This is a genomic window from Paraburkholderia sp. Ac-20342 (assembly GCF_017104985.1).
In the GTDB taxonomy this organism is placed as follows: domain Bacteria; phylum Pseudomonadota; class Gammaproteobacteria; order Burkholderiales; family Burkholderiaceae; genus Paraburkholderia.
Genome location: NZ_JAAGPQ010000075.1, coordinates 16,332 through 39,899 on the forward strand (window position 1 = coordinate 16,332; position 23,568 = coordinate 39,899).

Sequence of the window (23,568 nt, forward strand, 5' to 3'; positions counted from 1 at the left end):
CACCGGTATATGACGGCTGTCCACGGAAACAAAAAACCCCGTAAGACTTTGATCTTACGGGGTTTCTCGAACTACTGCGGCTTACGCCGGAACAACCGTTGGTGCCCAGGAGAGGACTCGAACCTCCACGGTGTTGCCACCGCTAGGACCTGAACCTAGTGCGTCTACCAATTCCGCCACCTGGGCACGTCTTCAAGCTAGACCGCTATTCTAGCGTGACGATCAAGTTTGTCAATCCCTGCTTCAAACAAACTTTCCTGTCCGCCCGGTCGAATCGCGCAGCGAAGTTGCTTTCGCGACCGATCCCCCCGTCCTGCTCATCCGAGCCGACCGATCGTAAAACAGCCTGTCGGACTACCGGGTCTTACACAAAAAAGTAGAGCCGCCCAGAAGGCGGCTCTACTTTTGAATCTGGTGCCCAAGAGAGGACTCGAACCTCCACAGTGTTGCCACCGCTAGGACCTGAACCTAGTGCGTCTACCAATTTCGCCACCTGGGCAGGTGATGAACAGCAAAGAACGCCATTATAGCGACCGATTCAGGTCTGTCAAGCATCGCACCAAAGTCGATCGAAGCCCGGCGCAAGCTGTCGCGCCATGTCCGGCAGAGGTCGCAGACGCCCCGCTTGGCGCGCGGCACGGGTGTTAGAATGCCTCGCAGTACTGCGTTGGCCTCTGTCGTTCGTTGGCATATCGGCAGGGCCTCGAGCGGGAGCCGGCGCTTCGCCGTCTCCGGTGAGTTTGCAACGCAGTCGCAGTAGAGCACGGCAGGCGCAACAACCGATGCAACGAGAGGCGCTGTGCAGTTGCAGCTTGCAACCGAGCGCATATCGCAAACGTCTAACAGGCCGGGCCCTCACGTCGGCCGACGTCCATGCAACGAGAAAAAATCATCGACAAGCCCTTGAGCAAATTTCCGTATCCGATTCCAAGCCGCGAAGAAATCCTCGGCGTGCTGCGCACGAGTGAAACGCCGCTTGCCGCGAACGACATCGCCGAAGCCTTGTCGATCAAGCGCCAGGAGCGCGAAGGATTTTTCAAGCGTCTCGGCGCGATGGAGCGCGACGGCCAGATCCGGCTCGATCAGCGCAACCTCTATCAACTCACCCATCCGTCGAACTTCGTCGCGGGCCGCGTGCAGGGTCATCGCGACGGCTACGGCTTCCTGATTCGCGACGACGGCCAGGACGACCTGTTCCTGCCCAACGGCGAAATGCAAAAGGTCATGCACAACGACCGCGTGCTCGCGCGCATCGTCGGCTATGACCGGCGCGGGCGCCCGGAAGGGCACATCGTCGAGGTCACTGACCGCGCCAACAAGCGCGTGATCGGGCGTCTGCTCAACGAGAACGGTGCGCTGATCGTCGCGCCCGAAGACAAGCGCATCGGCCACGACATCCTGATCACGCAGAACACCAAGAAGGCCAAGGTCGGCCAGGTCGTGGTGGTCGAGCTGACCGATTTCCCGAGCCGTCATTCGCAGCCGCTCGGCCGCGTGGTCGAAGTGCTCGGCGATATCGACGACCCCGGCATGGAAATCGAAATCGCGGTGCGCAAGTACGGCGTGCCGCACGAGTTCGGCGAGGCCGCGCTCGACGAAGCCGCGCGCCTGCCCGACGAAGTGCGTCCGGCCGACGTTCATCATCGCGTCGATCTGCGTGACGTGCCGCTCGTCACGATCGACGGCGAAGACGCGCGCGACTTCGACGACGCGGTCTATTGCGAGCCGGTCAAGGTCGGTCGTGGCGACGGTTTCCGCCTGATCGTCGCGATCGCTGACGTGTCGCACTACGTGCATCCGAAGAGCGGGCTCGACACCGACGCGATCGAGCGCAGCACCTCGGTGTATTTCCCGCGCCGCGTGATTCCGATGCTGCCGGAGAAGCTGTCGAACGGGCTGTGCTCGCTCAATCCGCAAGTGGACCGCTGCGTGCTCGTGTGCGACATGATCGTCACCGCGCGCGGCGACGTGAAGGCCTACCAGTTCTATCCCGGCGTGATGCATTCGGCCGCGCGGCTCACTTATACGGAAGTCGCCGCGGTGCTGAAGAACACCAAGGGCCCCGAGGCGACGCGCCGCGCTACGCTGCTGCCGCAATTGCAGAATCTGTACGGCGTGTACAAGGCGTTGTTCGCGGCGCGCCAGAAACGCGGCGCGATCGACTTCGATACGACCGAGACGTACATCGTCTGCAATGCGCAGGGCAAGATCGAGCAGATCGTGCCGCGCACGCGCAACGACGCGCATAAGCTGATCGAGGAATGCATGCTGGCCGCGAACGTGTGCGCGGCCGACTTCCTCAAGCGCAACAAACATCCTGGCCTGTTCCGCGTGCATGCGGGACCGAGCGCGGAAAAGCTCGAGAATCTGCGTACGTTCCTGCGCGGCATGGGCCTGACGCTCGGCGGCGGCGACACGCCGCACGCGAGCGATTACGCGGCGCTGATGGCGCAGATCCGCGACCGGCCCGACGCGTCGATGCTGCAGACGATGCTGCTGCGCTCGATGCAGCAGGCGGTCTACAGCCCCGACAACATCGGCCACTTCGGTCTCGCGTACGAGGCCTATGCGCACTTCACGAGCCCGATTCGCCGTTACCCGGACCTGCTCACGCATCGCGCGATCTACGCGATTCTGCAGGGCCGTAAGTATCAGCCCGAGCCGCCGCACGGCGTCGAACTCAATACCGCGCTCTCGCCGCGCGCCCGCGCGATGCAGCAGGCCGACGAGGAAAAGCGCGGCACCCGCGCGCGGGCGAACAACGTCGCGATCTGGGAGGAACTCGGTCTGCACTGCTCGGCGAACGAGCGTCGCGCGGACGAAGCATCGCGCGACGTCGAAGCCTGGCTCAAGTGCTATTTCATGCGCGACAAGCTCGGCGAAGAGTATGGCGGCATGGTCAACGGCGTGACGTCGTTCGGCATCTTCGTGCAGCTCGATTCGCTGTTTATCGAAGGTCTCGTGCATGTGACCGAACTCGGTTCGGACTACTTCCAGTACGACGAGATCAAGAACGAGCTGCGTGGCGAGCGTACCGGTATTCGTTATCGCCTGTCGGATCGCGTGCGTGTGCAGGTGAGCCGCGTCGATCTCGACGCGCGCAAGATCGACTTCCGCCTCGTGCGCGACACGCCGATCAAGCCGCCCGCGTCGCGCGGCGCATCGGCCGACCGTAGCGAAGGCGGCGGGCCGCGCGTACGTGCATTGCCGGCAGAGGACAACGGCGTGCCGGTGCCGGGTCCGCGGCGCAAGAAGGCCGCGCCGGCGCAGAGCGCGGCGATCAAGGAAGCGCGCGCGGCGCGCGGCGCGGCGAAGAAGCGTAGCGCCGCGACGAAGGCGACGTCGAAGCAGGCACGCAAGAAGCGCTGAGGTCGTCGCAGTGTCCGGGCCGCGCGCAGCGGGCACGTGAAGCGTGCCGGTTGCGCGCGGTCTGCATTTGGGCGGGCAGCGGTTTGGGCGGCTGAAGTGCGAGGCGCAACAATGCCGTACGCGCGGTGGCGCGCGTGCACACTACGCAGTACGACCTCGGCACGACACAGGTTTTTATCTTCATCACAGCGGCGCGTTTGACGCGCGCCCAATCAAAGGTTGTTCAGTCATGGCACGTCTCAAGGTTTTATACGGTTTCCACGCAGTGACCGCGCGTATCCGGCACGATGCGTCGACGGTCGAAGATGTCTATTACGACGCGACGCGCAAGGACCGTCGTATGACCGAGTTCCTGCATGCCGCGAAGGAAGCGGGCGTGCGCCTGATTGCCGCCGACGAAACGCGGCTGTGGGGGCTCGCGCATACCGAGCGCCACCAGGGCGTGGTCGCGCGCGCCGGCGATTTGCCGCTCGCGCAGAACCTTGCCGAACTGCTCGACGGCATCACCGGTTCGCCGCTGATCCTCGTGCTCGACGGCGTGACTGATCCGCACAATCTCGGCGCGTGCCTGCGTGTCGCCGACGCGGCCGGCGCACATGCGGTGATCGCGCCGCGCGATCGCGCGGTGGGCCTGAACGCCACCGCGGCGAAGGTCGCGAGCGGGGCGGCCGATACCGTGCCGTACATCACCGTGACGAATCTGGCGCGCGCGCTGCGCGAGCTGAAGGATGCGGGCGTGTGGGTGGTCGGTACGGCCGGCGAGGCAGAGAAGAGCGTCTACGAAACCGGACTCGACGGTCCGGTCGCGCTCGTGATGGGCGCCGAAGGCGAGGGCATGCGGCGTCTGACGCGCGAAACGTGTGACGTGATCATGCACATTCCGATGGCGGGGACGGTGGAGAGTCTGAATGTTTCGGTTGCCAGCGGCGTGTGTCTGTTCGAGGCGGTGCGGCAGAGAGCGGTGAAGAAGTAATTCCTGTTGGTCAATGGCTTCCGCCCGGAGCGCACTGGTGTTCCGGGCGGGTTGCTCGTGATGTAGCGAGAGATTCTGTTGATTGATGTGGGTAATGACGTATTCTAAATATCCAGATAACCTCGGGGGCCACTGCTCAGATATTGGATATTGGTTTTCCCTTTTTCTTTCAGGAAGGCGACTGCGTTTCTGAACAGTGGATTATTCATATCCTGTTCTTCTATTATTCGCCACAGATCTTCGCCTTCTGATTTCATTTTCAGAAAATGAGCGTTGAATGGTTCGTCCACGTAGGCTCTGGCTATATAGTGAACGTTTTCGTCGATAAACTCGTAAATGTCGTATTCGTAATAATAATCGTACATTTCATTTTCATCGGAGTCGCTGCTGTCGATGTGGCGTGCTGATATTGCTTGCATGGATATGTTATTTGAAAAATATCTATTGTAAAAGATGATTTTTATTTGATGTAAAATGTTGCGTCATGGTGTAATGCCGCGTTAACGAGAAATTTTTAGATTGTGCTGCGTTATCCGATCCTTGTTACGCAGACTACACCATAGCCATCGGCCCTGCATACGCATCGTAGGCGATAATCCGGCGGCTCAGCTACTCCTTATTATCGCGTCAACTTGCCTGCCAAAGTGGCAGGCAAGTTGACTATTGGCTCAATAGCCACTTTAATTCGTTGAGAAAAGAAGTAGTTGTGTGACCCCAAAGTTTTGGATAAAAGCCATTGTTATAGTTTTTTTCAAAGGCTGAATCAAGATCCACTGGATGTTCATCCATGAATAAATTTATCTCTTTGATCATTTCGTAATGGTAATCTCGTGGGCTATCTCTCTTGTAGCATGAAATGATTTCCGGAATTGTATTTCCCCATAAATCAAAATCCTGATTAAAATATGCTCCAAAGAGTTCATGCATCCGTGGATAGTGATCTGATAGCATGTTTTACCTTTGATCAATGCATGCGACCTGTCTTTCTCGGTTTATTTTGAAAAAGGAGACAATTTTCACAGTTTCACTCCGCAGGTCGGAATCCTAATCGAGATGCTTACTAAATAGAATCTGGGACTGCGGGTATGGTGTTTTGTCGATCATTTAATTGATTGCGCCCGGGTCATGCTAGTGTTTCCGGGCGGGTTGGGAGCGATATGATAAGCGACAGGTTACTCGTTCAAAAGCCGCTTTAATTCATCCAGAAAAGAAGCGGTTGTATGACCCCACAATGCCGGATCAAATTCCGTGCCATATTTAGTTTCAAATGTAGAATCAAGATCATTCGGGTGTTCGTCCATAAAATAATTTATTTCATTGATTAGTTCGTTATGGCGTTCTTGTGGATTATCTTTTTTATAGCAGGAAACAATTTCCGGGATTGTATTGCCAAACAAATCGAAGTCCTGACCGAAGTAGGCCCGAAAAACAAGGCTCATCTGTGAGTAGTGTTCCGAAGGCATCATTCACCTTTCATTGATGTAGGCAGTAAAAATGTAATATGGCATGCCATTGTAGACCTGGTATTTCAAAACGACGATCACCCTATTCATTGATGTCAGCTTCCCCGTCGATCTTGTTATTCCGTAACCAATTTCCCCCGGAACTGTTTTAACGAGATCGAGCGTCGAATTTCGAACTGCGGTCTTCGCCCAGGTTTGGATTCTTGTCGTATTGGCGCTTATAACTTCCGATATCGCCCATTCGGCTCGTTCCAGACTGGCAAAAGACGATACGACTTGCCGCCTTGGCTCAAGCTGCAGCCTTTCCCGCAACTGTGCCTCCGTTCTTTCAACGTGCTTCAGTATCGTATGCCCGCCAATCGAACTACCCATTTTCGCCTCATGCGCATGCAGATTAATACGCCCGATCGTAATCCGCGCCGCCCGCGCCGCCTTGATCGAACTGGCGAATCCGAACGGTACAGCGATATCGAGCGACAGACCGATCTGATTCGCTATGTCCGGGCGGGCTTTGAGCGTTTCGGCGAGTTTCGTCGCACTCTGCTGCGTTAGCGTGGCGATGTTCAGCCCCGTCAAAACCTGACGCAGTCCGGCCGCTGCGGTGTCCGAACCATGCACGCCGAACACGACGCAGCCGGCTTTGCCTGCCATCGTCGGCTCCGGCAGCACGCATGGCGTGCTCGCTCCGATCATTTCCACCACGCCGGCGGCGACCTGCAGGCCGCCCCAAAGCCGGTTGGAAAGCATCTCCGCGTGGCTGATCGACGCGCGGCCAGTATTGCGGCCAGTTGCGGCGCGCTGAGCACCACACGCACGCCATTCGAGCCATATTCTTGCGACATTCGAAAGTCCTCTGTCATTGAGTGGACCTGCGAAACTAGCAAGCGACAGGAGGATGCGGAATGGGCGGGGGATGATTCTGCGCTTCCGTTGCTTTTTATCATGGGCATCGACACAGCTTCGCTCGATGCGCGGCGCGCAAGTGGCCCAAACGGGTGCTCGCCGAGCCACTCCGGTAAACTAACGCTTTTTCACGCTTTTCCCGCCTCTCTCATGACTCAAGACGAACTCAAGCAACTGGTCGGCCAGGCCGCCGCCGATTACGTGAACGCCAACGTGCCGCAAGGCTCGGTGATCGGCGTCGGCACGGGCTCCACCGCGAACTGCTTCATCGACGCGCTGGCCGCCGTCAAATCCCGCTATCGCGGCGCGGTGTCGAGTTCGCTCGCCACGACCGCGCGCCTGCAATCGCATGGCTTCAAGGTGCTCGATCTCAACGAGATCGATTCGCTGCCCGTGTACGTCGACGGCGCCGACGAGATCGACCGCAGCGGCGCGATGATCAAGGGCGGCGGCGGCGCGCTCACGCGCGAGAAGATCGTCGCGTCGGTGTCGGACGTATTCGTTTGCATCGCCGATGCGAGCAAGCTCGTCGACACGCTCGGCAACTTCCCCTTGCCGATCGAAGTCGTGCCGATGGCGCGTACCGCGATCGGCCGTCGCGTGACGGCGCTCGGCGGCGTGCCGGTCGTGCGCGTAACGAAAGAGGGCGTGCCGTTCATCACCGACAACGGCAACGAGATCATCGACGTGAAGGGCTTGAGCATCAGCGATCCGCGTACGTTCGAAACACACATCAACGCATGGCCGGGCGTCGTTACGGTCGGCCTGTTCGCGGGCCGTGGCGCGAACCTGTGCCTGCTCGGCACCGACACCGGCGTGCAGACGATCACGTACGGCGAGAAGTAAGCGAAGCGTTTCTATTCGCTCCAACGCGTGTGAGCCGTTCAGCCGGCTCACACGCGTTTTTTATGGCTCTTCCGGAAAGGATCGGACGGGCAAATGAGCGGGTAAATAAACCTACAAATAAACCCGCAAATAAGCAGTCGAATCAATCAAGGCCCATCGGCTCCAGGCCGTGAACCGGCACTTTGAATTATTCGCGTACTGTCAGGCGTCGAATGTGGGCACCCGCACGCACAGCGATGAACGCGCCACCTACACTCTTTGCTAGTGACAGGTGGCGTTTTTGACAGGCAGGACGCGAGATGAGCGGCGATCGAGTGCAACCGGTTCGTCGCTCCCGGTGGTGCCAGGAAGAGACTCGACAGAATCATCGAGTGCCTTCTCGACACCGGCCTTCCCAGTCTCGCCGATTTTCTCGAAGATCGCGCACCGCTTGCCGGCAAACCTGTCACCACGTCGTCGATCTCGCGTCTGCTGTTTGCGCACAGATGCGATTGCGCCTGTCTGCCGTCGATGCTGTGCATTCGCCGATGCGCCACGCGCGTGAGAAGCGTGCCGGCCGCACATCGGTTTCGTCGTAACGCAGTGACTTCGCAATGAGTAGCAGTCAGCCGTTCGGACCGGCGTGTCTGGGCGGCTATTGATGTGCCGGTTCGTTTCGTGTGGTCTTGCACGCGGGGCGCGCATCGTCGATGTGCGCTTCACGCGCGGGATCATCCGCGGCGGACCCTTTAAGAGAGAGCATGGCTGGATTGCATCAGCCAGCATTGAGAGGCGCGCCGTGCGCGGTTGAAGTGGGATTCATCGGCGCCGGCATGCCTCGCGTGGCCATAACGACCTGAAGCAGACGGCTCGCCGGCAAGGACTCTGGGCTACTTCGCCGTATCGTTTTAGATGTAGACGGTACAGGGTGCGACGGCGATTCACTACAACAGGCAGTCGCCATTCGTTCGTCAGGTGCTGACGTATTGCGAATGCGATCTTGGACGAGGACGAATTTAAACTCATGAACGCCGATCGCCTAGCGGGATCTTTTCCCGACATTTCCGAGGCTTGGGCTGCGTTGCAGGCTCAGTTGCCGATCAAGCCGATTCACAGCGAAGAGGACTATCAGCAGATGCTGCAAGTCGCGAACTCGCTCGCCGAACGTCTGAACGGCACCGACAAGGACCCGCTCGTCGATCTGCATGCGATCGTGCGGGAGTTGATCCGCCACTGGGAAGCGCACAACGTGATGCTGCCGAAAGCGGAGCCGCGCGAGGTGCTGCGCCATCTGCTGGTCACGCACGGACTCAAGCAGAAGGACCTCGCCGGAATCGCGTCACCGACCGTCGTCAGCGACATTCTCGCGGGGCGGCGCGCGATCAGCAAAAAAGTCGCCAAGGCACTCGCGGTGCGTTTTCAGACCGACGTCAGCGCGTTTTTGTGAAAACGGCGCGGCGCCGGCCGTGGGCCGTGCGCTGCGTTGCAGGGCTGACTTTCGGTGACCGCGGTTCGCGGAAGGTTCTGTCCCTACGCGCCAACGCGGGCGGCTCATGATCCAGCCGCCCGCGTTGGCGTTTGTACCTGCATGCATGCGCTTGCTTTCGCGCTTACCGCGGCGGCGCCGACTAAATTAAATGAATGCTCTGCGAAACAAAAGGCTGCGCCCCGATCGAGGCGCAGCCTTTTTTCTACTCCACATTCAAGCTTGAAGCATTCACCGCATGAATAGCCGACGAATCGCCGACCCGAAGACGTGTACGCAAACGCGTGGCCGTTTCCGTATCGCCCTGGTCAGAACGCATTGCGGCTGACAAAGCCCTTGAAGATCGTAATGAACACGATCTTCATGTCGAACCAGAACGACCAGTTGTGGATATAGAAGAGATCGAACTTCACGCGCGCTTCCATCTTCTCGACCTTGGTGGTCGCGCCGCGATAGCCGTTGACCTGAGCCCAGCCTGTGATGCCGGGCTTGATACGGTAACGGTGCATATAGCCGTACACCTGGTCTTTATAGAGGTCGTCGTGTTCGATCGCATGCGGACGCGGACCCACCACCGACATCTGTCCGAGCAGCACGTTGAGAAACTGCGGCAGCTCGTCGAGGCTCGTGCGGCGCATGAAGCTGCCGAGCCTCGTCACGCGCTTGTCGTTGCGGGTGGCCTGCGTCAGCTGGCCGTGCGCTTCCTTGTGCACGGTCATCGAGCGGAACTTGTAGATCGCGAACGGCCGGCCGTCCACGCCCTTGCGGACCTGGCGGAAGAACACCGGCCCGGGCGAGGTGAGCTTGATACCGATCGCGAGCGCGAGGAACACCGGCGCGAGCATGAGCAGCGCGAGCGCCGCGAACAGGCGGTCGAACATCAGCTTGGGCCACATCTGCGGCGGCGAAAACGACGGCGCGCTCAGATTGAGTGTCGGCAATCCGGCGACGTCGACGAGCGCGTGATTGAACAGCGAGAGGCCGCGTACGTCGGGAATGAAGCGCAGGTTGACGAAGTCATGTCTGAACATGCGCGTGAAGCGATAGATCGTATGCTCTTCGGAAAGCGGCAACGCGAGCCATACTTCGCTCACGCGTTCGTCGCGCACCTTGTCGGCGAACAGGTTCAGATCGGTCAGCACCGGCAGGCGCTTCAGACGCGCGCAAGACGCGGCGGCGTGCTCGACGTTCGTGGCGAGGCTGGTGTCGATGCTGGTATCGAACACGCAGACCGGCTTGAAGCCTGCTTGCGGCGCATGTTCGAGATGCGCGAGCAGCATGCGCGCGAAGCCGGGAGTCGCGACGATCGCGACCGTGCGCGTGTTCATGCCGCGGCGGCGCACGCTATGCAGCACCACGTGCATGATGCAGCGGGTCGCGATGATCGAGGCGCCGGAAATCAGCGTCGCATAACCGAACCACAGGCGCGATACCGCGTCCATCCGATGCAGCGAAAACGCGAGCATGAGCGTGGTGGCGACCACCATGAACCAGGCGGCGGCGATTCTCCCGAGCACGGGAGTCAGCGCCTTGCCGCGCGATGTTTCATAGACGCCGAAGGCCGGAAACAGCAGCAGTACGAGTACGCAGCTGAAGGCGATCAGCAGACGCTCGGTATCGGGCAACGCGATCGGTGACGAAAAACGCATCCAGTGTGCGAGCAGGCCGCCGGCAATCACGAAGAGGGCGTCGAGGCATCGCGCGGTATTCCTGAACATAGATAACGATCCGGTAATCGAACGGTGCAACCCAGGTTCGATGTTTATTCCACGGTCTCGGCTTGACGCAGACGCGGCAGCAGACGATCGAATTCGCGCTTGACGAGCCCATAGCATTCGCAGGCGCGGGCCTCGAGACCCTTGCGGTCGAGTACCTTGATATGGCCGCGGCTATGGTGAATCAGGCCTTCGTCGTGCAGCTTGCCGGCCGCTTCGGTGATGCCCTCGCGGCGTACGCCGAGCATGTCGGCGATCAGTTGCTGCGTGACGGTCAGATCGTTCGAGGCGACGCGATCGACTTCGATCAGAAGCCACCGGCACAGCTGCTTGCTGAGCGCGTGATGGCGATTGCACGCGGCGGTCTGCGCGACCTGCGTGAGCAGCGCGTGCATATAGAGCAGCATCAGGCGGCGCAGAAAGTCGGAGCGCGAGAACTGCTGCTTGAGCGCCTGGGCGCTCATCCGGTAGGCGAAGCCCGCGCATTGCACCTGCACGCGGTTCGGCATGGTTTCGCCGCCGGTGAGCACCGGCACGCCGGTCATGCCTTCGCGGCCGACCGCGGCGATTTCGACGGAGCTGCCGTCTTCCATCGTCGAGAGCATCGAGATGATGGCGGTGGTGGGGAAGTACACGTGATGGATGCGTTGACCCGAGTCGCACAGTAACTGCTCGGTGCGCAGGTGAACCAGTTCGAGATGGGGAGCTAGCGCCTGCCATTCGTGCGACGGCAACGCGCCCAGCAGATGGTTACCGTGCAAATCGGATTGAAGTGTCAACATGATCGGTCCTCGCATGAAAGTCGCGTCTCATGCGACTTTCTGTTTATTTGATCCGATTCCCACATCCCCGAAACATGCTGCCTGGCGAGCAGCGATGGATGCAGGATCGGCCCCGTATGTGGCCTTTGCGCCGCAGCCCTTCTTGTGGCTCTCGTTTGCGACGGCGCTTGTGTTGCGCTCACCTAATAGCGAGGACCGTGCCAACCTTAATGAAAGCTTATGCCGACGCGGTGCAACGAATCAGGACCTGTCTCCGCACGGGGGCAATGGATCGTTTTTGTTTCATTCATGTACACCCCCCTGGTTCGGAGGATGCATGGCATGAGAACTTTCGGTTTGGCTCAATCCCTTGATATGACTGGATTTCAGCGGATTGGCAGGGGGCTGCCCAGAGTGTCGCAAAATTGAACCTGGCGTCTCATGCACGTTTTAATGCTCGGTTGGTCTCGTGCAGGAAATGATTCAGAACTGTTAAATGCGGTACATCGGCGCGCGCGCGCGGAGCCCTTTTTGAAGGGGGAAAAGTTGCGCGGCAACCAACAGTGGTTTGATGGACCCAACACCTGGCTGCGCGTGAAGCCGGGTTTTACGCGGTTCGTGAAGGTGCGCCAGCACCGGATGACCACTCGCTCTGGACGATGGCGGATAACGCATGGACCCCGCACACTTCACTCCGAATGCGGGGTTTGTTTCATCAGCTTTAAAGTCTGCGTTCGATGCATCTGCAACCATTTCGCGGTTGGTTGCCGGTTACGCGACGGAGAGCCTCGCAACGATACGCGGATGACTCGGCGCGAGATGAAGCCAGAGACGAAGCCAGTCGCGCGCGGGGAGCGCGGGCGGGGCAATGATATGAACGAAGTGCCGCGCTTCGATGCCGCGAAAACCGCTCGAACCCAAAGAGTGAGACGCGGCACGGTCGTCATCGAGTTGCAACGTCAGAGGATATAAAGTGGGCTCCCCGCATGTGCGGCCATTCGCGTTTCGCGTGGCGCACGCGCGGCTTGCCGGCTAGTGCATATGCATCGATCCATTGCAAGGACGAAACATGGCTGCGGTATCCGGGTGTCGGCGAGTGTCGCGCGACTTGCGACTGGCGGCGATGTTCAGGGAATGGACGAAACGTAACGTCGACGAAACAACGCCAATGCCGTGGTCGAGATGGCTCGTGAGGCCGAGCGTGTCGAATGCCTGCGGGGTGTGGGGGAGGTGCGCAGTGTGCGGTGCGAGGCCGGCAGGTCAACGCACCAGCGCGGCAAGCGGCGGCAGCGTCTTTTCATAAGCGCTTTCGAGCACGTCGAAGCAGTCCTCGCATGCGTCGCGACGTCCACGCGCGATCGCGCGGACGAGCCGGAACTGCATCACCATCGCCTCCGACGCAATGCGCTGCGCCGCGGCCGGAATCGTCGGTGGAATCTCGAAGCCTTGCGCGAATAGCCATAGCAGATGTTTCGAGAGACACTCGAAGTTCGCGCCGAGCTGGCGCATCAGATTGAACGCATAGAGGTCGAGGTAGGCCTCGCCGCGTTCGAACAGCGTGTCGAGATGCGCGGGAAACGCGGCACGCCATTGCGAAATCGGGTTGATAAGCGGACGCCGCTCCAGATGCGCGCACAGCAGTTCCGCCGAGGCTTCCGCGAGATCGATGCCTTCGAGTGCCGGCCGCGTCTGTTTCGCGAACTCGACGTAGGGGAACAGCAGACCGGCTTGCTCCGCGAAATGCGGCAGCTTGCGGAACACGCCGTCGTAATCCTCGCCTTCCAACTGGTGATAGCCGGCGTTATGGAAGTAGCCGATGCGGCGCGCGGCGACGTCGACGAAGTCGATCCCGATCGTGGTCTTCGGATGCGGGCTGCGATGCGAGGACGCGCGCATATCGGGCAGGTAATGGCCGTCCACTTCGACGAGCACGGTATGGCCGCGCAACGTTTGCGCGAGCACGCGCGTTTCGAGCGAGTCGTAGATCGCGAGCTCACGCACCTGGGTGCCGTACAGACGTTCCAGATCGTCGAGCGGAAATTTGAAGCAGGTGAACTGATCGCCTTCGAAATCCTGCGTGACCGTAAACGCGAGGGCGGCGCGCGGCTCGAAGCCGAAGCCATGCAGCAGTTCGATCCATAGATCGGCGTAGCAGTTGGTTTCCTGCCATACACGTTCGCCCTGATGCAGCGCATGCGGCACGTGCTGGCGCGATGGCGCGCCGCAGAGCGGCTGCGTGCCGGCGAGCCGAGGCGTGGATAGGCCGCCGGGCCGTCGCGGCAGCGGCGAGGTCGCCAGCGCGCTGGCGAGCGCGGGGGGCAGCAGGGGATTCATGCGCGGTCTCCGGCCGCGGTGCGCGTCGCCGGCATCGTGGACATTGCGCGCGCTGCGCTCGCGTTCCATCGCAAGACGCGTATATCGCCGGGCCATGCGTCGGCGTCGAGCCGATGATTCGAGATGCGGGTCGTCGGTGTGTTCATATGCGATGCGAAGCTGAGTGGAACCGCGAGCGGCGCGTCGGCCTGCTTGCGATGAAGGCCGCATCGTGATGCCGCGCTTCGTTAGGCGGCATTTAAGAATGATCAAAGTCCAGCGTCAGTGCGATGCCGTACGGAAACGGGCGTTTCACGCACGTAACGTGTTGCCATAACGAGGGGCCGTCATGTCATGCCATGCCGTCGGGCGAGGCATGACATGTACTGTCCCGCTGAACCTGTTGACCGTCGAGGGCATGATGAACTGGAAAACGCTGGAATTCGATCAGCTGTCAGCACGTGAGTTATATGTTGTGCTGCGCGCGCGTAGCGCGGTGTTCGTCGTCGAGCAGTCGCATGTCTGTCTCGATGCGGACGGCCGCGACGAGCACGCGCTGCACGTCTTCGCAGCCGACGACATGACGCGGCCGATGCCGATCCTCGCTTATGCACGCGTGCATCCCGGCGATGCGGAAGATCCGGAGATCATGATCGACAAGGTACTGACGAGTCCGCTGCGGCGTGGTGACGGTACCGCCGAACTGCTGATCGAACGAGTGCTCGACGCGGTGGCCGAACGCTGGCCCGGACGCGCCGCGCGCGTGAGCGCACCGGTCGGACTGCGCGGTTTCTACGAGCAGTTCGGTTTTCGCAAGACCGAAGGGCCGTACCTCGAACACGGCGTGCCGTTCATCGGACTCACGCGCCAGGTGCACGGCAGTCAGCTGCGCTTCGGTCAGCGACGACGCGCCCGCGACGGCGAATCGTTCGTCGATACGTTCGAGTTGTTGTGATGCCGCGCATGCGAGTGAGGGCGTCGGGCGCGCGGTTGGGTCTGCCGCCACGTTGATCGGTGGCGACTGAGCGTGCTCATGCGGGTGTACCTGTTACGGAGATGCATCGGAATCCGTATCAATGCGCCGGGATGTCTCTATCGCCGGATGACGGTTGTCATGCCTGAAAGAGAACGCCTTGTATCCGTGCTGCGTGTCGACTATTCCGGTATCGGCGATGCGTCCGGCAACGCGTGAGCGTGACAACCCGGGAACACGAAACCGGCCGCCCGCGCGGCATGCCGGCGAGCCGGGTGGTGGGTCGAGTGGCACGCCGCTCAATTCGCGCGCGCATCGGCCACGCCATTCAGTCTTTCAACTTCCTTCGATACCGGTCGCAACCACGCCGGAGTTCAGTGCAACCGCAGCGCCACCAGGTCGCCTCCCCATTCGTGCAAATCAGACAATTTCATCCGGCAACGTGCGTATTCGCACTATGCAAACTTCGCAATGCAGGCACGCTTGAGAGGCCAGTTTGGCGTTGATCGACAACACGCGCGTTGCAGGTACGAAACAAATCATCAGAGGGATAACCCTGTCAGGAAGTGTCCCACTGGCGCATCCGTTTCGAAGCTAGCAACGTATCGTTAAAAAATGTGAAATGCATAAAAACGATTTGTATGGGCCATTCAATCAACAGGCTACGCGGGGTTAACACCGCTTCGGGGAGATAGAGGTCATGGAACAGGCAAACAAGGATCGCTCGCTGGTGAGCAAAGTGATGGACGGGCTCGTCACCGGCATCGTCGAGGAGAAGTACGGCGCGATACTGCCGCCGCAGGACGTGCTCTCGAAGGAGTTCGACGTGAGCCGCACCGTGATGCGCGAGGCGCTCTCGATGCTGCTCGCGCGCGACATGCTGGACGTGCGGCCGAAGATCGGCACGCGCATCCGGCCCATGAGCGATTGGCGCATGATCGACGAGGACGTCGTGAACTGGCGTTTTCGCGCGAAGCCTGATCCGCTGTTTTTGCGCGACGTGATCGAGTTCCGCATTCTGATCGAGCCGCGCGCGGCGGCGCAGGCGGCCGCGCGCGGCGGTGCCGTCGACGTTGCGGCGATCCGCGAGGCGTTCGAGGCGTTTCGCCTGATTCGCCCCGGCGAGCCCGGTTATCAGGAAGCCGATGAGCTGTTCCACACGCGCATCGTGATCGCAAGCGGCAACCAGTTCTTCAAGCAGATGGCGGCGATCATTCGCGGTGCGCTGTCGACCGTCAATCCGATCATGCACGACAAGGACGATCTGGGCGAAACCGCGATCGCCTCGCATCGACGCGTGGTCGAGGCGATCGAGCGGCGCGATCCGAAAGAAGCGGAAATCGCCTCGCTCGCGATGATCGACTACACCGCCGAAGAGCTCAGCGGCCGGTTTTCGGCGGAGCCGTCGACGCGCGCGTGAGCGCAACGGCGCAGGCGAGGGCGAGGGCATCGCCGCGCGCGGCTGAGCGGTGTGCGCGGGAGCGTGCGGTAGACGGAGCGCATTCGCGCACGGCAGGCATGGGCGACATGCGTTTCGTGCGCGACAATGACGGCTCTCCTGAACCGCACGGACCCTGAAGACACGATGACAGATGCAACGTTGGCAGCGCACGAGCCGATGCACGAAGCCACGCCCGCGGCGGACACGCCGCGCGTGATCCGGTGGGGAATCGTCGGCACCGGGCGCATTGCGCGCCGTTTCGCGCAGGGGCTCGGCTATGTGCCGCAGGCGCGGCTTGCCGCGCTGTGGTCGCGTCGCGCGGAACCGGCGCAGGCCTTCGCCGACGAATTCGGCGGCGCCGTCTACGCCAGTTTCGAGGCGCTGCTTGCGAGCGGCATCGACGCACTCTATATCGCGACGCATCAGGACAGCCACGCCGACTATGCGATCGCCGCGTTGCAGGCCGGTCTGCACGTGCTGTGCGAGAAGCCCGCCACGATCAACCGGCCGCAGCTCGAACGCGTGCTCGCGGTTGCGTATGCTTCGCAACGGCTCTTCATGGAAGCGATGAAGCCGCCGTTCTATCCACTCTACAGAAAGCTGCGCGAGCAGCTCGCGGCCGCGCCGATCGGCGAGGTCGGCTTCGTGCGCGCGGGCTGTTCGGTGCCGGGCGTGCCGGCCGATCATCCGTCGCTATCGTTCGAGCATGCAGGCGGCGCGCTGCTCGATATCGGCATCTACGAAATGTTTCTCGCGGTGGACTGGCTCGGCGCGCCACGCGGCGTGCAGACGTTCGGCCGGCTCGGTGCGAGCGGCGTCGATACGTTCGCGAGCCTCAACAGCGAGCACGAGCGCGGCATCGCGCAGCTGTTCTGCGGACTCGATCTGCACGGCAAGGGCGATGCGCTGCTGATGGCGCAGGGCGGCCATGTGACGCTGCACGAGCCGTGGTGGAATCCGTCGCGCGCGACGATCCGCTATGCCGATGGCCGCGTCGTCGAACTCGACGAGCCGTTCGAAGGCGGCGGGCTGAACTACGAGACTGTGCACTTCTGCGAGCTGATTCGCGCGGGACGGCTCGAAAGCACGCTGATGCCGCACGCGACGTCGCTGCAGATGATCGCGATGGCCGATGCGGCGCGCGCGGCGCTCGGGGTGAAGTTCGCCGGGGAGTGAGTGGGCGAACGAGGGGACGAACGAGTCGATGAATGGGCCGGCGTGCGAGCAGAAATACGAGCGGAAATACGAGCAGAAATCCGGGCCGGCCAGAGAGCCCCGGACCGCGCGGCGCTCAATGCCGCGTCGGCAGCGACAGACGCCGTTCGTACCAGCGCTGCGCCCATTCGAGCACCTGGCATAGCACCCAGTACACGGCCGCGGCGGCGAGATAAAGCGGCAGCGGCTGATAGGTCGACGCGATCATTTCCTGCGCGCTGCGCAGCAGTTCGGTCACGGTGATAACGGACACGAGCGAGGTGTCCTTGATGAGGCTGATCAGGCTGTTCGACAGACTCGGCACGGCGATGCGCAGTGCCTGCGGCGCGATCACGTAGCGCAGCGTCTGACGGCGCGACAGCCCGAGGCTATACGAGGCGAGCCATTGGCCCTGGTGGATGCCGAGAATCGCGCCGCGCATGCTTTCCGACAGATACGCGGCGACGTTCGCCGACAAGGCGATCACGCCGGCCGGGGTCGGATCGAGCGAGATGCCGAAGCTCGGCAGCCCGTAATAAATCACGAAGATCTGCACGAGCAGCGGCGTGCCGCGCATCACGCTCACATAGATGCGTGCGATCCAGTTCAGCGGCCGGCTGTGGCTGATGCCCATCAGCGCGAGCACGGCGCCGCCGATCAGGCCGAAGATCATCGACAGGATCGCGAACTTGATCGTCAGCAAGGCGCCCTGCGCGAGCACGGGCAGCGATTGGATCAGCAGGGAAGTGATGGACATGGGCGGTGTTCTTGGGGATGCGCAAAGCGCACATCATAAACTTTGGCGGGCGTGACGGCGCGGCTTGCGCGGTGCGGCTCGGGGTATACGCGACGCGCGGATCGGGTCCCGCACCGCGCTCGCCGCAAAAACGCGAAGGGCGGCATCGCCAACGATGCCGCCCTTCGTTTCACCATTTACGACGCGCGTGTTACTGGATCGGCTTGCTGACGTCGATGCCGAACCACTTGTCCGAGATCTTCGTGAAGGTGCCGTCCGCTTCGAGCTGGGTCATCGCGTCCTCGATCGCCTTGGCGAACTTCGGGTTGCCCTTTCTGAACGGAATGCCCGACGGGGGGGCGGTGCCGACGTTCGCGCCGGTGCGCAGCGGCAGTTGCGAGTTCTTCAGCAGGTACGCGAGCATCAGACGGTCGTTCAAGGCCGCGTCGAGCCGGCCGGCGGCCAGATCGCGCAGATACTCGGGCGCGCCCGGGTAGGTCTTCACGTCGATGCCCGGCACCGACTTCGCCATGTCCATGTAGTTCGTGCCGAGACCGACGCCGAGCTTCTTGCCCTTCAGGTCGTCGAGCGACTTGAACTGGCGCGTGTCGTCCTTGCGCTGGATCAGCTGCGCGGCCGAATACGTGTAGGCCGGCGAGAAGTCGAGCGCTTGCTTGCGCGCATCGGTGATGCCGACCTGGTTGACGATCACGTCGAACTTGCCCGCCTGCAGACCGGCGATGATGCCGCTCCACTCGGTCGTGATGAACTCCGGCTTCAGGCCGAGCTTCGCGGCGACGGCCCTGGCGATGTCGACGTCATAGCCGACCAGCTCGCCCGACGGCGCTTTCGAGTTGAACGGCGGGAAGGTGCCTTCGAGGCCGATGCGCAGCGTGCCGCGCTGCTTGACCTGGTCGAGCAGGTCTTCCGCGTGCGCGGTGACGGCGGTCAACGACGTGCCGATCAAGGCGGCAACCAGCAGTTTTTTCAACAGGCCAAATTTCATTGGGTTCCTTTTTGTTCGTTTGGCATTGTGACGGCGGTGAGCATAACAAACAAAACTATCGAAGCAAAAATATCGTTTGTTTATGTCTATATTCCGGGGCGGCGCGCCGGCTGATTTCAGCGCAACGCCTGTGCGCATTCGGCGACGAGCGCCGGCCCCCGATAGATAAAACCGGTATAGAGCTGCACGAGCGACGCGCCGGCCGCGAGCTTCGCGCGCGCGTCCTCGCCCGAGAAAATGCCGCCGACGCCGATGATCGGCACCGTCTCGCCGACCTCGGCGCGCAGTTTGCGAATCACCTCGTTCGACGCGTCGAACACCGGCTTGCCCGACAGGCCGCCGGCTTCGTCGCCGTGCTGCAGGCCGGCGACCGCGGTGCGCGAGAGCGTCGTATTGGTCGCGATCACGCCTTCGAACCGGTGGCGCAGCAGGGTGCCGGCGATCGACTTGATCTGCTCGTCGTCGAGGTCCGGCGCGATTTTCAGCGCGAGCGGCACGAGCTTGCCGTGCAGGTCGGCGAGACGCTGCTGCTTGTCCTTGAGCGCGGCGAGCAGCGCGTCGAGTTCGTCGGCGCCTTGCAGCTGGCGCAGGTTCTTCGTATTCGGCGAGGAGATGTTGACCGTCACGTAGCTCGCGAACGGATATACGCGTTCGAGGCAGTAGAGATAGTCTTCGGCGGCGCGCTCGATCGGCGTGTCGGCGTTCTTGCCGATGTTCAGCCCGAGGATGCCGCGATAGCGCGCGGCCTGCACGTTCTGCACGAACTGGTCGACGCCGGCGTTGTTGAAGCCCATCCGGTTGATCACCGCGTTCGCCTGCGGCAGCCGGAATATGCGCGGGCGCGGATTGCCCGGCTGTGCGCGCGGCGTCACGGTGCCGATCTCGATGAAGCCGAAGCCGAGCGCGGCGAGGCCGTCGATGCACGCGCCGTCCTTGTCGAGCCCCGCCGCGAGTCCGACCGGGTTGCGGAACGTGAGGCCCATCACGGTGCGCGGCGCGTCCGGCACGCGCGGCGCGAGCGCGCTGGCGAGGCCGGTGCGGCCGATGGCGCCGAGCATGCGCAAGGTCAGATGATGGGCGTCTTCCGCGTCCATGCGAAAGAGCCGGGCGCGAACAAGCGGGTAAAGGGAGCTGAGCACGGGACGAGGCAGCCGGACGGCCGGAAAATGGGAACCCGTTATTTTACCGGCTTTGGGCTTCGATGAGACCGATTGGGGGCGTGATCGGGGCGTAGGAAGGCGCCGGAGCGTGGTGGACGCGGCATGCACATGGGCCGCGCCGGCGAGCGGGGCCGGCGTCGACAACGCGGTTTGCCTGCTCCGGGCCGTTGCTGTCAGGGAGCCGCTACGGCCGCAGCGGTCCGCGCCGGCCGTGCATCGCGAGATCGACCGGCGGCAGGTCGACACTGGTTGGATCGAGCACCCGCCAGGCGCCGTCGAGCAAACCTTCGAGCGGCCGGAAATTCGCCTTGTAGGCCATTTTCGGGCTCTCGCGAATCCAGTAGCCGAGGTACACGTAGGGCAGGTTCAGGCTGCGCGCCTGCTCGATCTGCCAGCAGATGTTGTAGGTGCCGAAGCTCGCGTGCGGCAGGCCGGGCTCGAAGAACGTGTACACCGACGAGAGCCCGTCGCCGAGAATGTCGATCATGCTGATCATGCGCAGCGTGCCCGGTGCGTCGGGGTGCTCCGGCGACGGTTCGCGAAATTCGACGAGCCGCGAGTTGATCCGGCTTTGCAGCAGGAACTGCTCGTACTGGTCGCGGCTGTCGCGGTCCATGCCGCCGCCCGCGTGGCGCGCCGACTGGTAGCGCATGTAGAGCGTGTAGTGCTCCTCGTCGTAGTGCAGCGGTGCGACGGTGGCGACCAGCTCGCCATGCTTTTTCCACACGCGGCGCTGCGTGCGGTTCGGCTGGAAACGCTCGACCGGCACGCGCACCGGCACGCAGGCGCGGCAGCCGTCGCAATAGGGGCGATAGGTGAAGACGCCCGAGCGCCGGAAGCCCGCTTTCACGAGTTCCGTATAGACGTCCGAATTGATGAGGTGACTGGGGGTGGCGACCTGCGAGCGGGCGATGCGGCCGTCCAGATAACTGCAGGGATAGGGCGCCGTTGCATAAAATTGCAGCGCTGAAAGCGGGGAAAGAGGCAGCTCGTTGGGATGAGTCACGTTGGCAGCTCTCGATGCGTCTCTGGTAATGCAAACCCGGCGCGCCTGGCGGTTCATGGCCCCGGTCCTGATGGGCGCGGGCGGCGGAGCGGATTCGGCCTGATTCTTCCTATGCGGCGCGCGCGAAGAGTTCGACCCATGCGGTCTTGTCGAAGCGCCACGGAATCGCCGGTGCGCCAACCGACGCGCGAACGTGCGCGACGAACGCCTTGCGCGCTATCTCGCGCCCGCCCAGCGACGCCAGATGCGATGTGTTCTGCTGGCAGTCTATCATTTCTACTTCGTGACGTCGCAGGTGCCCGACCAGCGCGGCCAGCGCCATTTTCGAGCCGTCGGTGACCTCGGTGTACATCGATTCGCCGAAGAACATGGTGCCGAACGACACGCCATACAGACCGCCCACGCGCCGGCCCTCGAACCAGGTTTCGATGCTGTGCGCATCGCCCATCCGATGCAGCGACGAATACGCCTCGACGACGTCGGCCGTGATCCAGGTGCCGCGCTGTCCGCGTCGCGGCGCTTGCGCGCAGGCGCGCATTACGGCGGCGAAATCGTGATCGACGCGGATTTCCCATGCATCGTCGCGCAGCACGCGCTTGAGCGTCTTGCGCAGCGACGGCGACAGCTTGAATTCGGCGGGGCGCAGGATCATGCGCGGATCGGGGCTCCACCACAACACGGGCTGGCCGTCCGAGTACCAGGGGAAGATGCCGCGCCGGTAAGCGTCGATAAGCCGCGACGGCAGCAGGTCGCCGCTCGCCGCGAGCAGTCCCGGCGCGCCGCTCGACGCGCCGAGCGCGCGCTCGACAGGCGGAAACGGATCGTCGACGCCGAGCCAGGGAACCATGTGCGCTCGTTAGCCTTCGCGCAGCGAGCGGAAGATGTCGCCCGTGTGCAGGCCGAAGCTGCCGGCCGTGCGGTCGGCGAAGAAGAAGCGCAGGGTCTGGCCGACGGTCGGAAAGGCGATCTCGTCCCACGGAATTTCGTGTTCCTCGAAGAGCTTCACTTCGAGGCTTTCCTCGCCGGCGGCGATGTCGAGATCGAGCAGGCGCGCCATGTAGAACAGATGCACCTGATGCACGTGCGGCACGTTCAGCAGCGAGAACAGGTTTTGCACCTCGACGCGCGCGCCGGCTTCCTCGAGCGTTTCGCGCGAGGCGGCCTCGGCGGTCGTCTCGCCCATTTCCATGAAGCCGGCGGGCAGCGTCCAGTAGCCGTAGCGCGGCTCGATCGCGCGACGGCACAGCAGCACCTTGTCGTCCCAGACCGGGACGGTGCCGACCACGTTACGCGGATTCTGATAGTGCACCGTGCCGCAACTGCCGCATACGAAGCGCTCGCGATTGTCGCCCGGCGGAATGCTCAGACTGACGCCGTGGCCGCAGACAGAACAGAATTTCATTGGAAAGGGGACGAGAAAGGGTGATAGGAGTTTATCACCGGGGCGCGGGATTATTGAGGCACGGACGCCGCGGGGGTGCCGTGCTTGCATCGCTTCAGGCATGGGATTGCCAGAAAAACAAAAAGTCTTGCAAGGCTCAGAACCTATACATACCGATGGATGCGCCCGGACGGTTCGATGGGCCGCTTTACCGTGGGCCGGTGGCCGGATATGAACCCGGCGAAGCACGCGAAGCAGCCCGCCGTGAGTCGGAACTACAGGACCGCAAAGGTGATTCCCTGACTACTGTTGCCGTGCGCAAGGTGAAGCGCTCGCAAGTCGCCAAGGCAACGCGCGGCATTCCGACCCTGCGCGGCTACCTCGAAGACACCTGCCTTGCCGAATTGCGCACGTCCTGCAAGACGGCCAATCACGGCGACGCCAACGTGCAAATCATCCTGCAATCGTTTCCCGATTTCCTCGATTTGCCGCTCGATCACCTCCCTGCCGCACCGCTCTACGGCGTAGCGCAGCGCATCGCGCAAGGCGGCAGCGTGACTGGCGTAGCGGTCGCGCATGGTGCGCTTTTCCGGGGACAGGTACGGCCGAAAACGACAAGGCCCGCGTTGCGCGGGCCTTGACACGCCACGGCGGGCGATACGGGCCGTGATGCCGCGCTGCCTCAGGTAACGACGGCAGCGTGCAAAGTCATCACCCTTGTCCGCATGCAGCTTGCCCCCCGAGTTCGACAGATTCTTGCGTAAGTCTTTGATTTCGCTACATCAGGGGTAGCGTTTTTGTCCCTACAAGGCGTCGGCGGTCGGGGTTGGCAGGTTCAGTGTCTGGAAGAGCTCCTTCTGTTC

The 23,568-nt window shown here is 62.0% G+C and carries 20 protein-coding genes, 2 tRNA genes and 2 pseudogenes; 8 read left to right on the forward strand and 16 right to left on the reverse strand.

The window, feature by feature from the left end; translation table 11 throughout:
* Window positions 1-99: 99 nt before the first annotated feature.
* Together G3N58_RS25200 and G3N58_RS25205 are read right to left on the reverse strand one after the other, a co-directional pair.
* Window positions 100-186, reverse strand: a tRNA-Leu gene (locus G3N58_RS25200).
* Between the two features lie 226 nt (window positions 187-412).
* Window positions 413-499: transfer RNA gene (locus G3N58_RS25205), tRNA-Leu, on the reverse strand.
* A gap of 374 nt (window positions 500-873) precedes the next feature.
* On the opposite strand from G3N58_RS25205, the gene rnr reads away from it, so the two are divergent.
* Together rnr and rlmB are read left to right on the forward strand one after the other, a co-directional pair.
* Entirely contained in the window at window positions 874-3,369 is a 2,496-nt protein-coding gene (rnr, locus tag G3N58_RS25210) for a ribonuclease R (RefSeq protein WP_206000482.1), read from the forward strand.
* A gap of 229 nt (window positions 3,370-3,598) precedes the next feature.
* A complete protein-coding gene (rlmB, locus tag G3N58_RS25215; RefSeq protein WP_167038645.1) occupies window positions 3,599-4,342 on the forward strand; it encodes a 23S rRNA (guanosine(2251)-2'-O)-methyltransferase RlmB in 744 nt (247 codons plus the stop codon).
* A gap of 104 nt (window positions 4,343-4,446) precedes the next feature.
* Here the strand turns inward: rlmB and G3N58_RS25220 are convergent, their stop codons facing one another.
* From G3N58_RS25220 to G3N58_RS25235, 4 genes and pseudogenes are all read right to left on the reverse strand, one after another.
* Window positions 4,447-4,761, reverse strand: coding sequence for a hypothetical protein (locus tag G3N58_RS25220; protein WP_206000483.1), 315 nt, complete (start codon window positions 4,759-4,761; stop codon window positions 4,447-4,449).
* A gap of 241 nt (window positions 4,762-5,002) precedes the next feature.
* Window positions 5,003-5,293: a contact-dependent growth inhibition system immunity protein gene (locus G3N58_RS25225; RefSeq protein ID WP_167038642.1), complete on the reverse strand. Its 291-nt coding sequence runs from the start codon at window positions 5,291-5,293 to the stop codon at window positions 5,003-5,005.
* Window positions 5,294-5,514: 221 nt separating this feature from the next.
* On the reverse strand, window positions 5,515-5,808 hold the full coding sequence (locus G3N58_RS25230) for a contact-dependent growth inhibition system immunity protein (RefSeq protein ID WP_240162771.1): 294 nt from the start codon (window positions 5,806-5,808) through the stop codon (window positions 5,515-5,517).
* Window positions 5,809-6,647, reverse strand: a pseudogene (locus tag G3N58_RS25235) (RNase A-like domain-containing protein).
* Between the two features lie 211 nt (window positions 6,648-6,858).
* Between G3N58_RS25235 and rpiA the strand changes: the two are divergent.
* Window positions 6,859-7,554, forward strand: a complete 696-nt coding sequence (rpiA, locus tag G3N58_RS25240) for a ribose-5-phosphate isomerase RpiA (protein WP_206000484.1) — start codon at window positions 6,859-6,861, stop codon at window positions 7,552-7,554.
* Window positions 7,555-8,557: 1,003 nt separating this feature from the next.
* On the forward strand, window positions 8,558-8,980 hold the full coding sequence (locus G3N58_RS25245; RefSeq protein WP_167038636.1) for a transcriptional regulator: 423 nt from the start codon (window positions 8,558-8,560) through the stop codon (window positions 8,978-8,980).
* Between the two features lie 347 nt (window positions 8,981-9,327).
* Here G3N58_RS25245 and G3N58_RS25250 read toward each other — a convergent pair whose 3' ends face one another.
* The 3 genes from G3N58_RS25250 to G3N58_RS25260 all read right to left on the reverse strand — a co-directional run bounded on the left by G3N58_RS25250 (window position 9,328) and on the right by G3N58_RS25260 (window position 13,829).
* Complete coding sequence (locus G3N58_RS25250; protein WP_205989594.1) at window positions 9,328-10,737, reverse strand: undecaprenyl-phosphate glucose phosphotransferase; 1,410 nt, start codon at window positions 10,735-10,737, stop codon at window positions 9,328-9,330.
* 44 nt (window positions 10,738-10,781) lie between these two features.
* Entirely contained in the window at window positions 10,782-11,516 is a 735-nt protein-coding gene (locus G3N58_RS25255) for a Crp/Fnr family transcriptional regulator (RefSeq protein WP_206000485.1), read from the reverse strand.
* A gap of 1,239 nt (window positions 11,517-12,755) precedes the next feature.
* A complete protein-coding gene (locus G3N58_RS25260) occupies window positions 12,756-13,829 on the reverse strand; it encodes a DUF1839 family protein (protein ID WP_206000486.1) in 1,074 nt (357 codons plus the stop codon).
* Between the two features lie 400 nt (window positions 13,830-14,229).
* On the opposite strand from G3N58_RS25260, the gene G3N58_RS25265 reads away from it, so the two are divergent.
* From G3N58_RS25265 to G3N58_RS25275, 3 genes are all read left to right on the forward strand, one after another.
* Entirely contained in the window at window positions 14,230-14,763 is a 534-nt protein-coding gene (locus G3N58_RS25265; protein ID WP_167038700.1) for a GNAT family N-acetyltransferase, read from the forward strand.
* Window positions 14,764-15,481: 718 nt separating this feature from the next.
* Window positions 15,482-16,201, forward strand: a complete 720-nt coding sequence (locus tag G3N58_RS25270) for an FCD domain-containing protein (RefSeq protein WP_167038630.1) — start codon at window positions 15,482-15,484, stop codon at window positions 16,199-16,201.
* Between the two features lie 198 nt (window positions 16,202-16,399).
* Window positions 16,400-17,398 (forward strand): Gfo/Idh/MocA family oxidoreductase, encoded by a 999-nt coding sequence (locus tag G3N58_RS25275; protein WP_206000490.1) that lies wholly within the window; start codon window positions 16,400-16,402, stop codon window positions 17,396-17,398.
* Between the two features lie 115 nt (window positions 17,399-17,513).
* Here G3N58_RS25275 and G3N58_RS25280 read toward each other — a convergent pair whose 3' ends face one another.
* The 6 genes from G3N58_RS25280 to G3N58_RS25305 all read right to left on the reverse strand — a co-directional run bounded on the left by G3N58_RS25280 (window position 17,514) and on the right by G3N58_RS25305 (window position 22,726).
* Window positions 17,514-18,173 carry an amino acid ABC transporter permease gene (locus G3N58_RS25280; RefSeq protein WP_167038628.1) on the reverse strand — a complete coding sequence of 220 codons (660 nt, stop codon included), beginning with the start codon at window positions 18,171-18,173 and terminating at the stop codon, window positions 17,514-17,516.
* Window positions 18,174-18,363: 190 nt separating this feature from the next.
* Window positions 18,364-19,158, reverse strand: a complete 795-nt coding sequence (locus G3N58_RS25285) for a cystine ABC transporter substrate-binding protein (protein ID WP_206000487.1) — start codon at window positions 19,156-19,158, stop codon at window positions 18,364-18,366.
* Window positions 19,159-19,274: 116 nt separating this feature from the next.
* Window positions 19,275-20,297 carry a quinone-dependent dihydroorotate dehydrogenase gene (locus G3N58_RS25290; RefSeq protein ID WP_205989596.1) on the reverse strand — a complete coding sequence of 341 codons (1,023 nt, stop codon included), beginning with the start codon at window positions 20,295-20,297 and terminating at the stop codon, window positions 19,275-19,277.
* 205 nt (window positions 20,298-20,502) lie between these two features.
* Window positions 20,503-21,324, reverse strand: a complete 822-nt coding sequence (locus tag G3N58_RS25295; protein WP_167283492.1) for an arginyltransferase — start codon at window positions 21,322-21,324, stop codon at window positions 20,503-20,505.
* Between the two features lie 109 nt (window positions 21,325-21,433).
* The gene (aat, locus tag G3N58_RS25300) at window positions 21,434-22,171 is read right to left on the reverse strand and encodes a leucyl/phenylalanyl-tRNA--protein transferase (protein WP_206000488.1); all 738 of its coding nucleotides are present in this window, start codon (window positions 22,169-22,171) and stop codon (window positions 21,434-21,436) included.
* Between the two features lie 9 nt (window positions 22,172-22,180).
* Window positions 22,181-22,726, reverse strand: a complete 546-nt coding sequence (locus tag G3N58_RS25305) for an NUDIX hydrolase (RefSeq protein ID WP_167038618.1) — start codon at window positions 22,724-22,726, stop codon at window positions 22,181-22,183.
* Between the two features lie 80 nt (window positions 22,727-22,806).
* Between G3N58_RS25305 and G3N58_RS25310 the strand changes: the two genes are divergently transcribed.
* Window positions 22,807-23,346, forward strand: a complete 540-nt coding sequence (locus G3N58_RS25310; RefSeq protein WP_167283402.1) for a hypothetical protein — start codon at window positions 22,807-22,809, stop codon at window positions 23,344-23,346.
* Here the strand turns inward: G3N58_RS25310 and G3N58_RS25315 are convergent.
* A pseudogene (locus G3N58_RS25315) lies at window positions 23,347-23,439 on the reverse strand (IS5/IS1182 family transposase); the annotation flags it as partial.
* Window positions 23,440-23,568 lie beyond the last annotated feature (129 nt).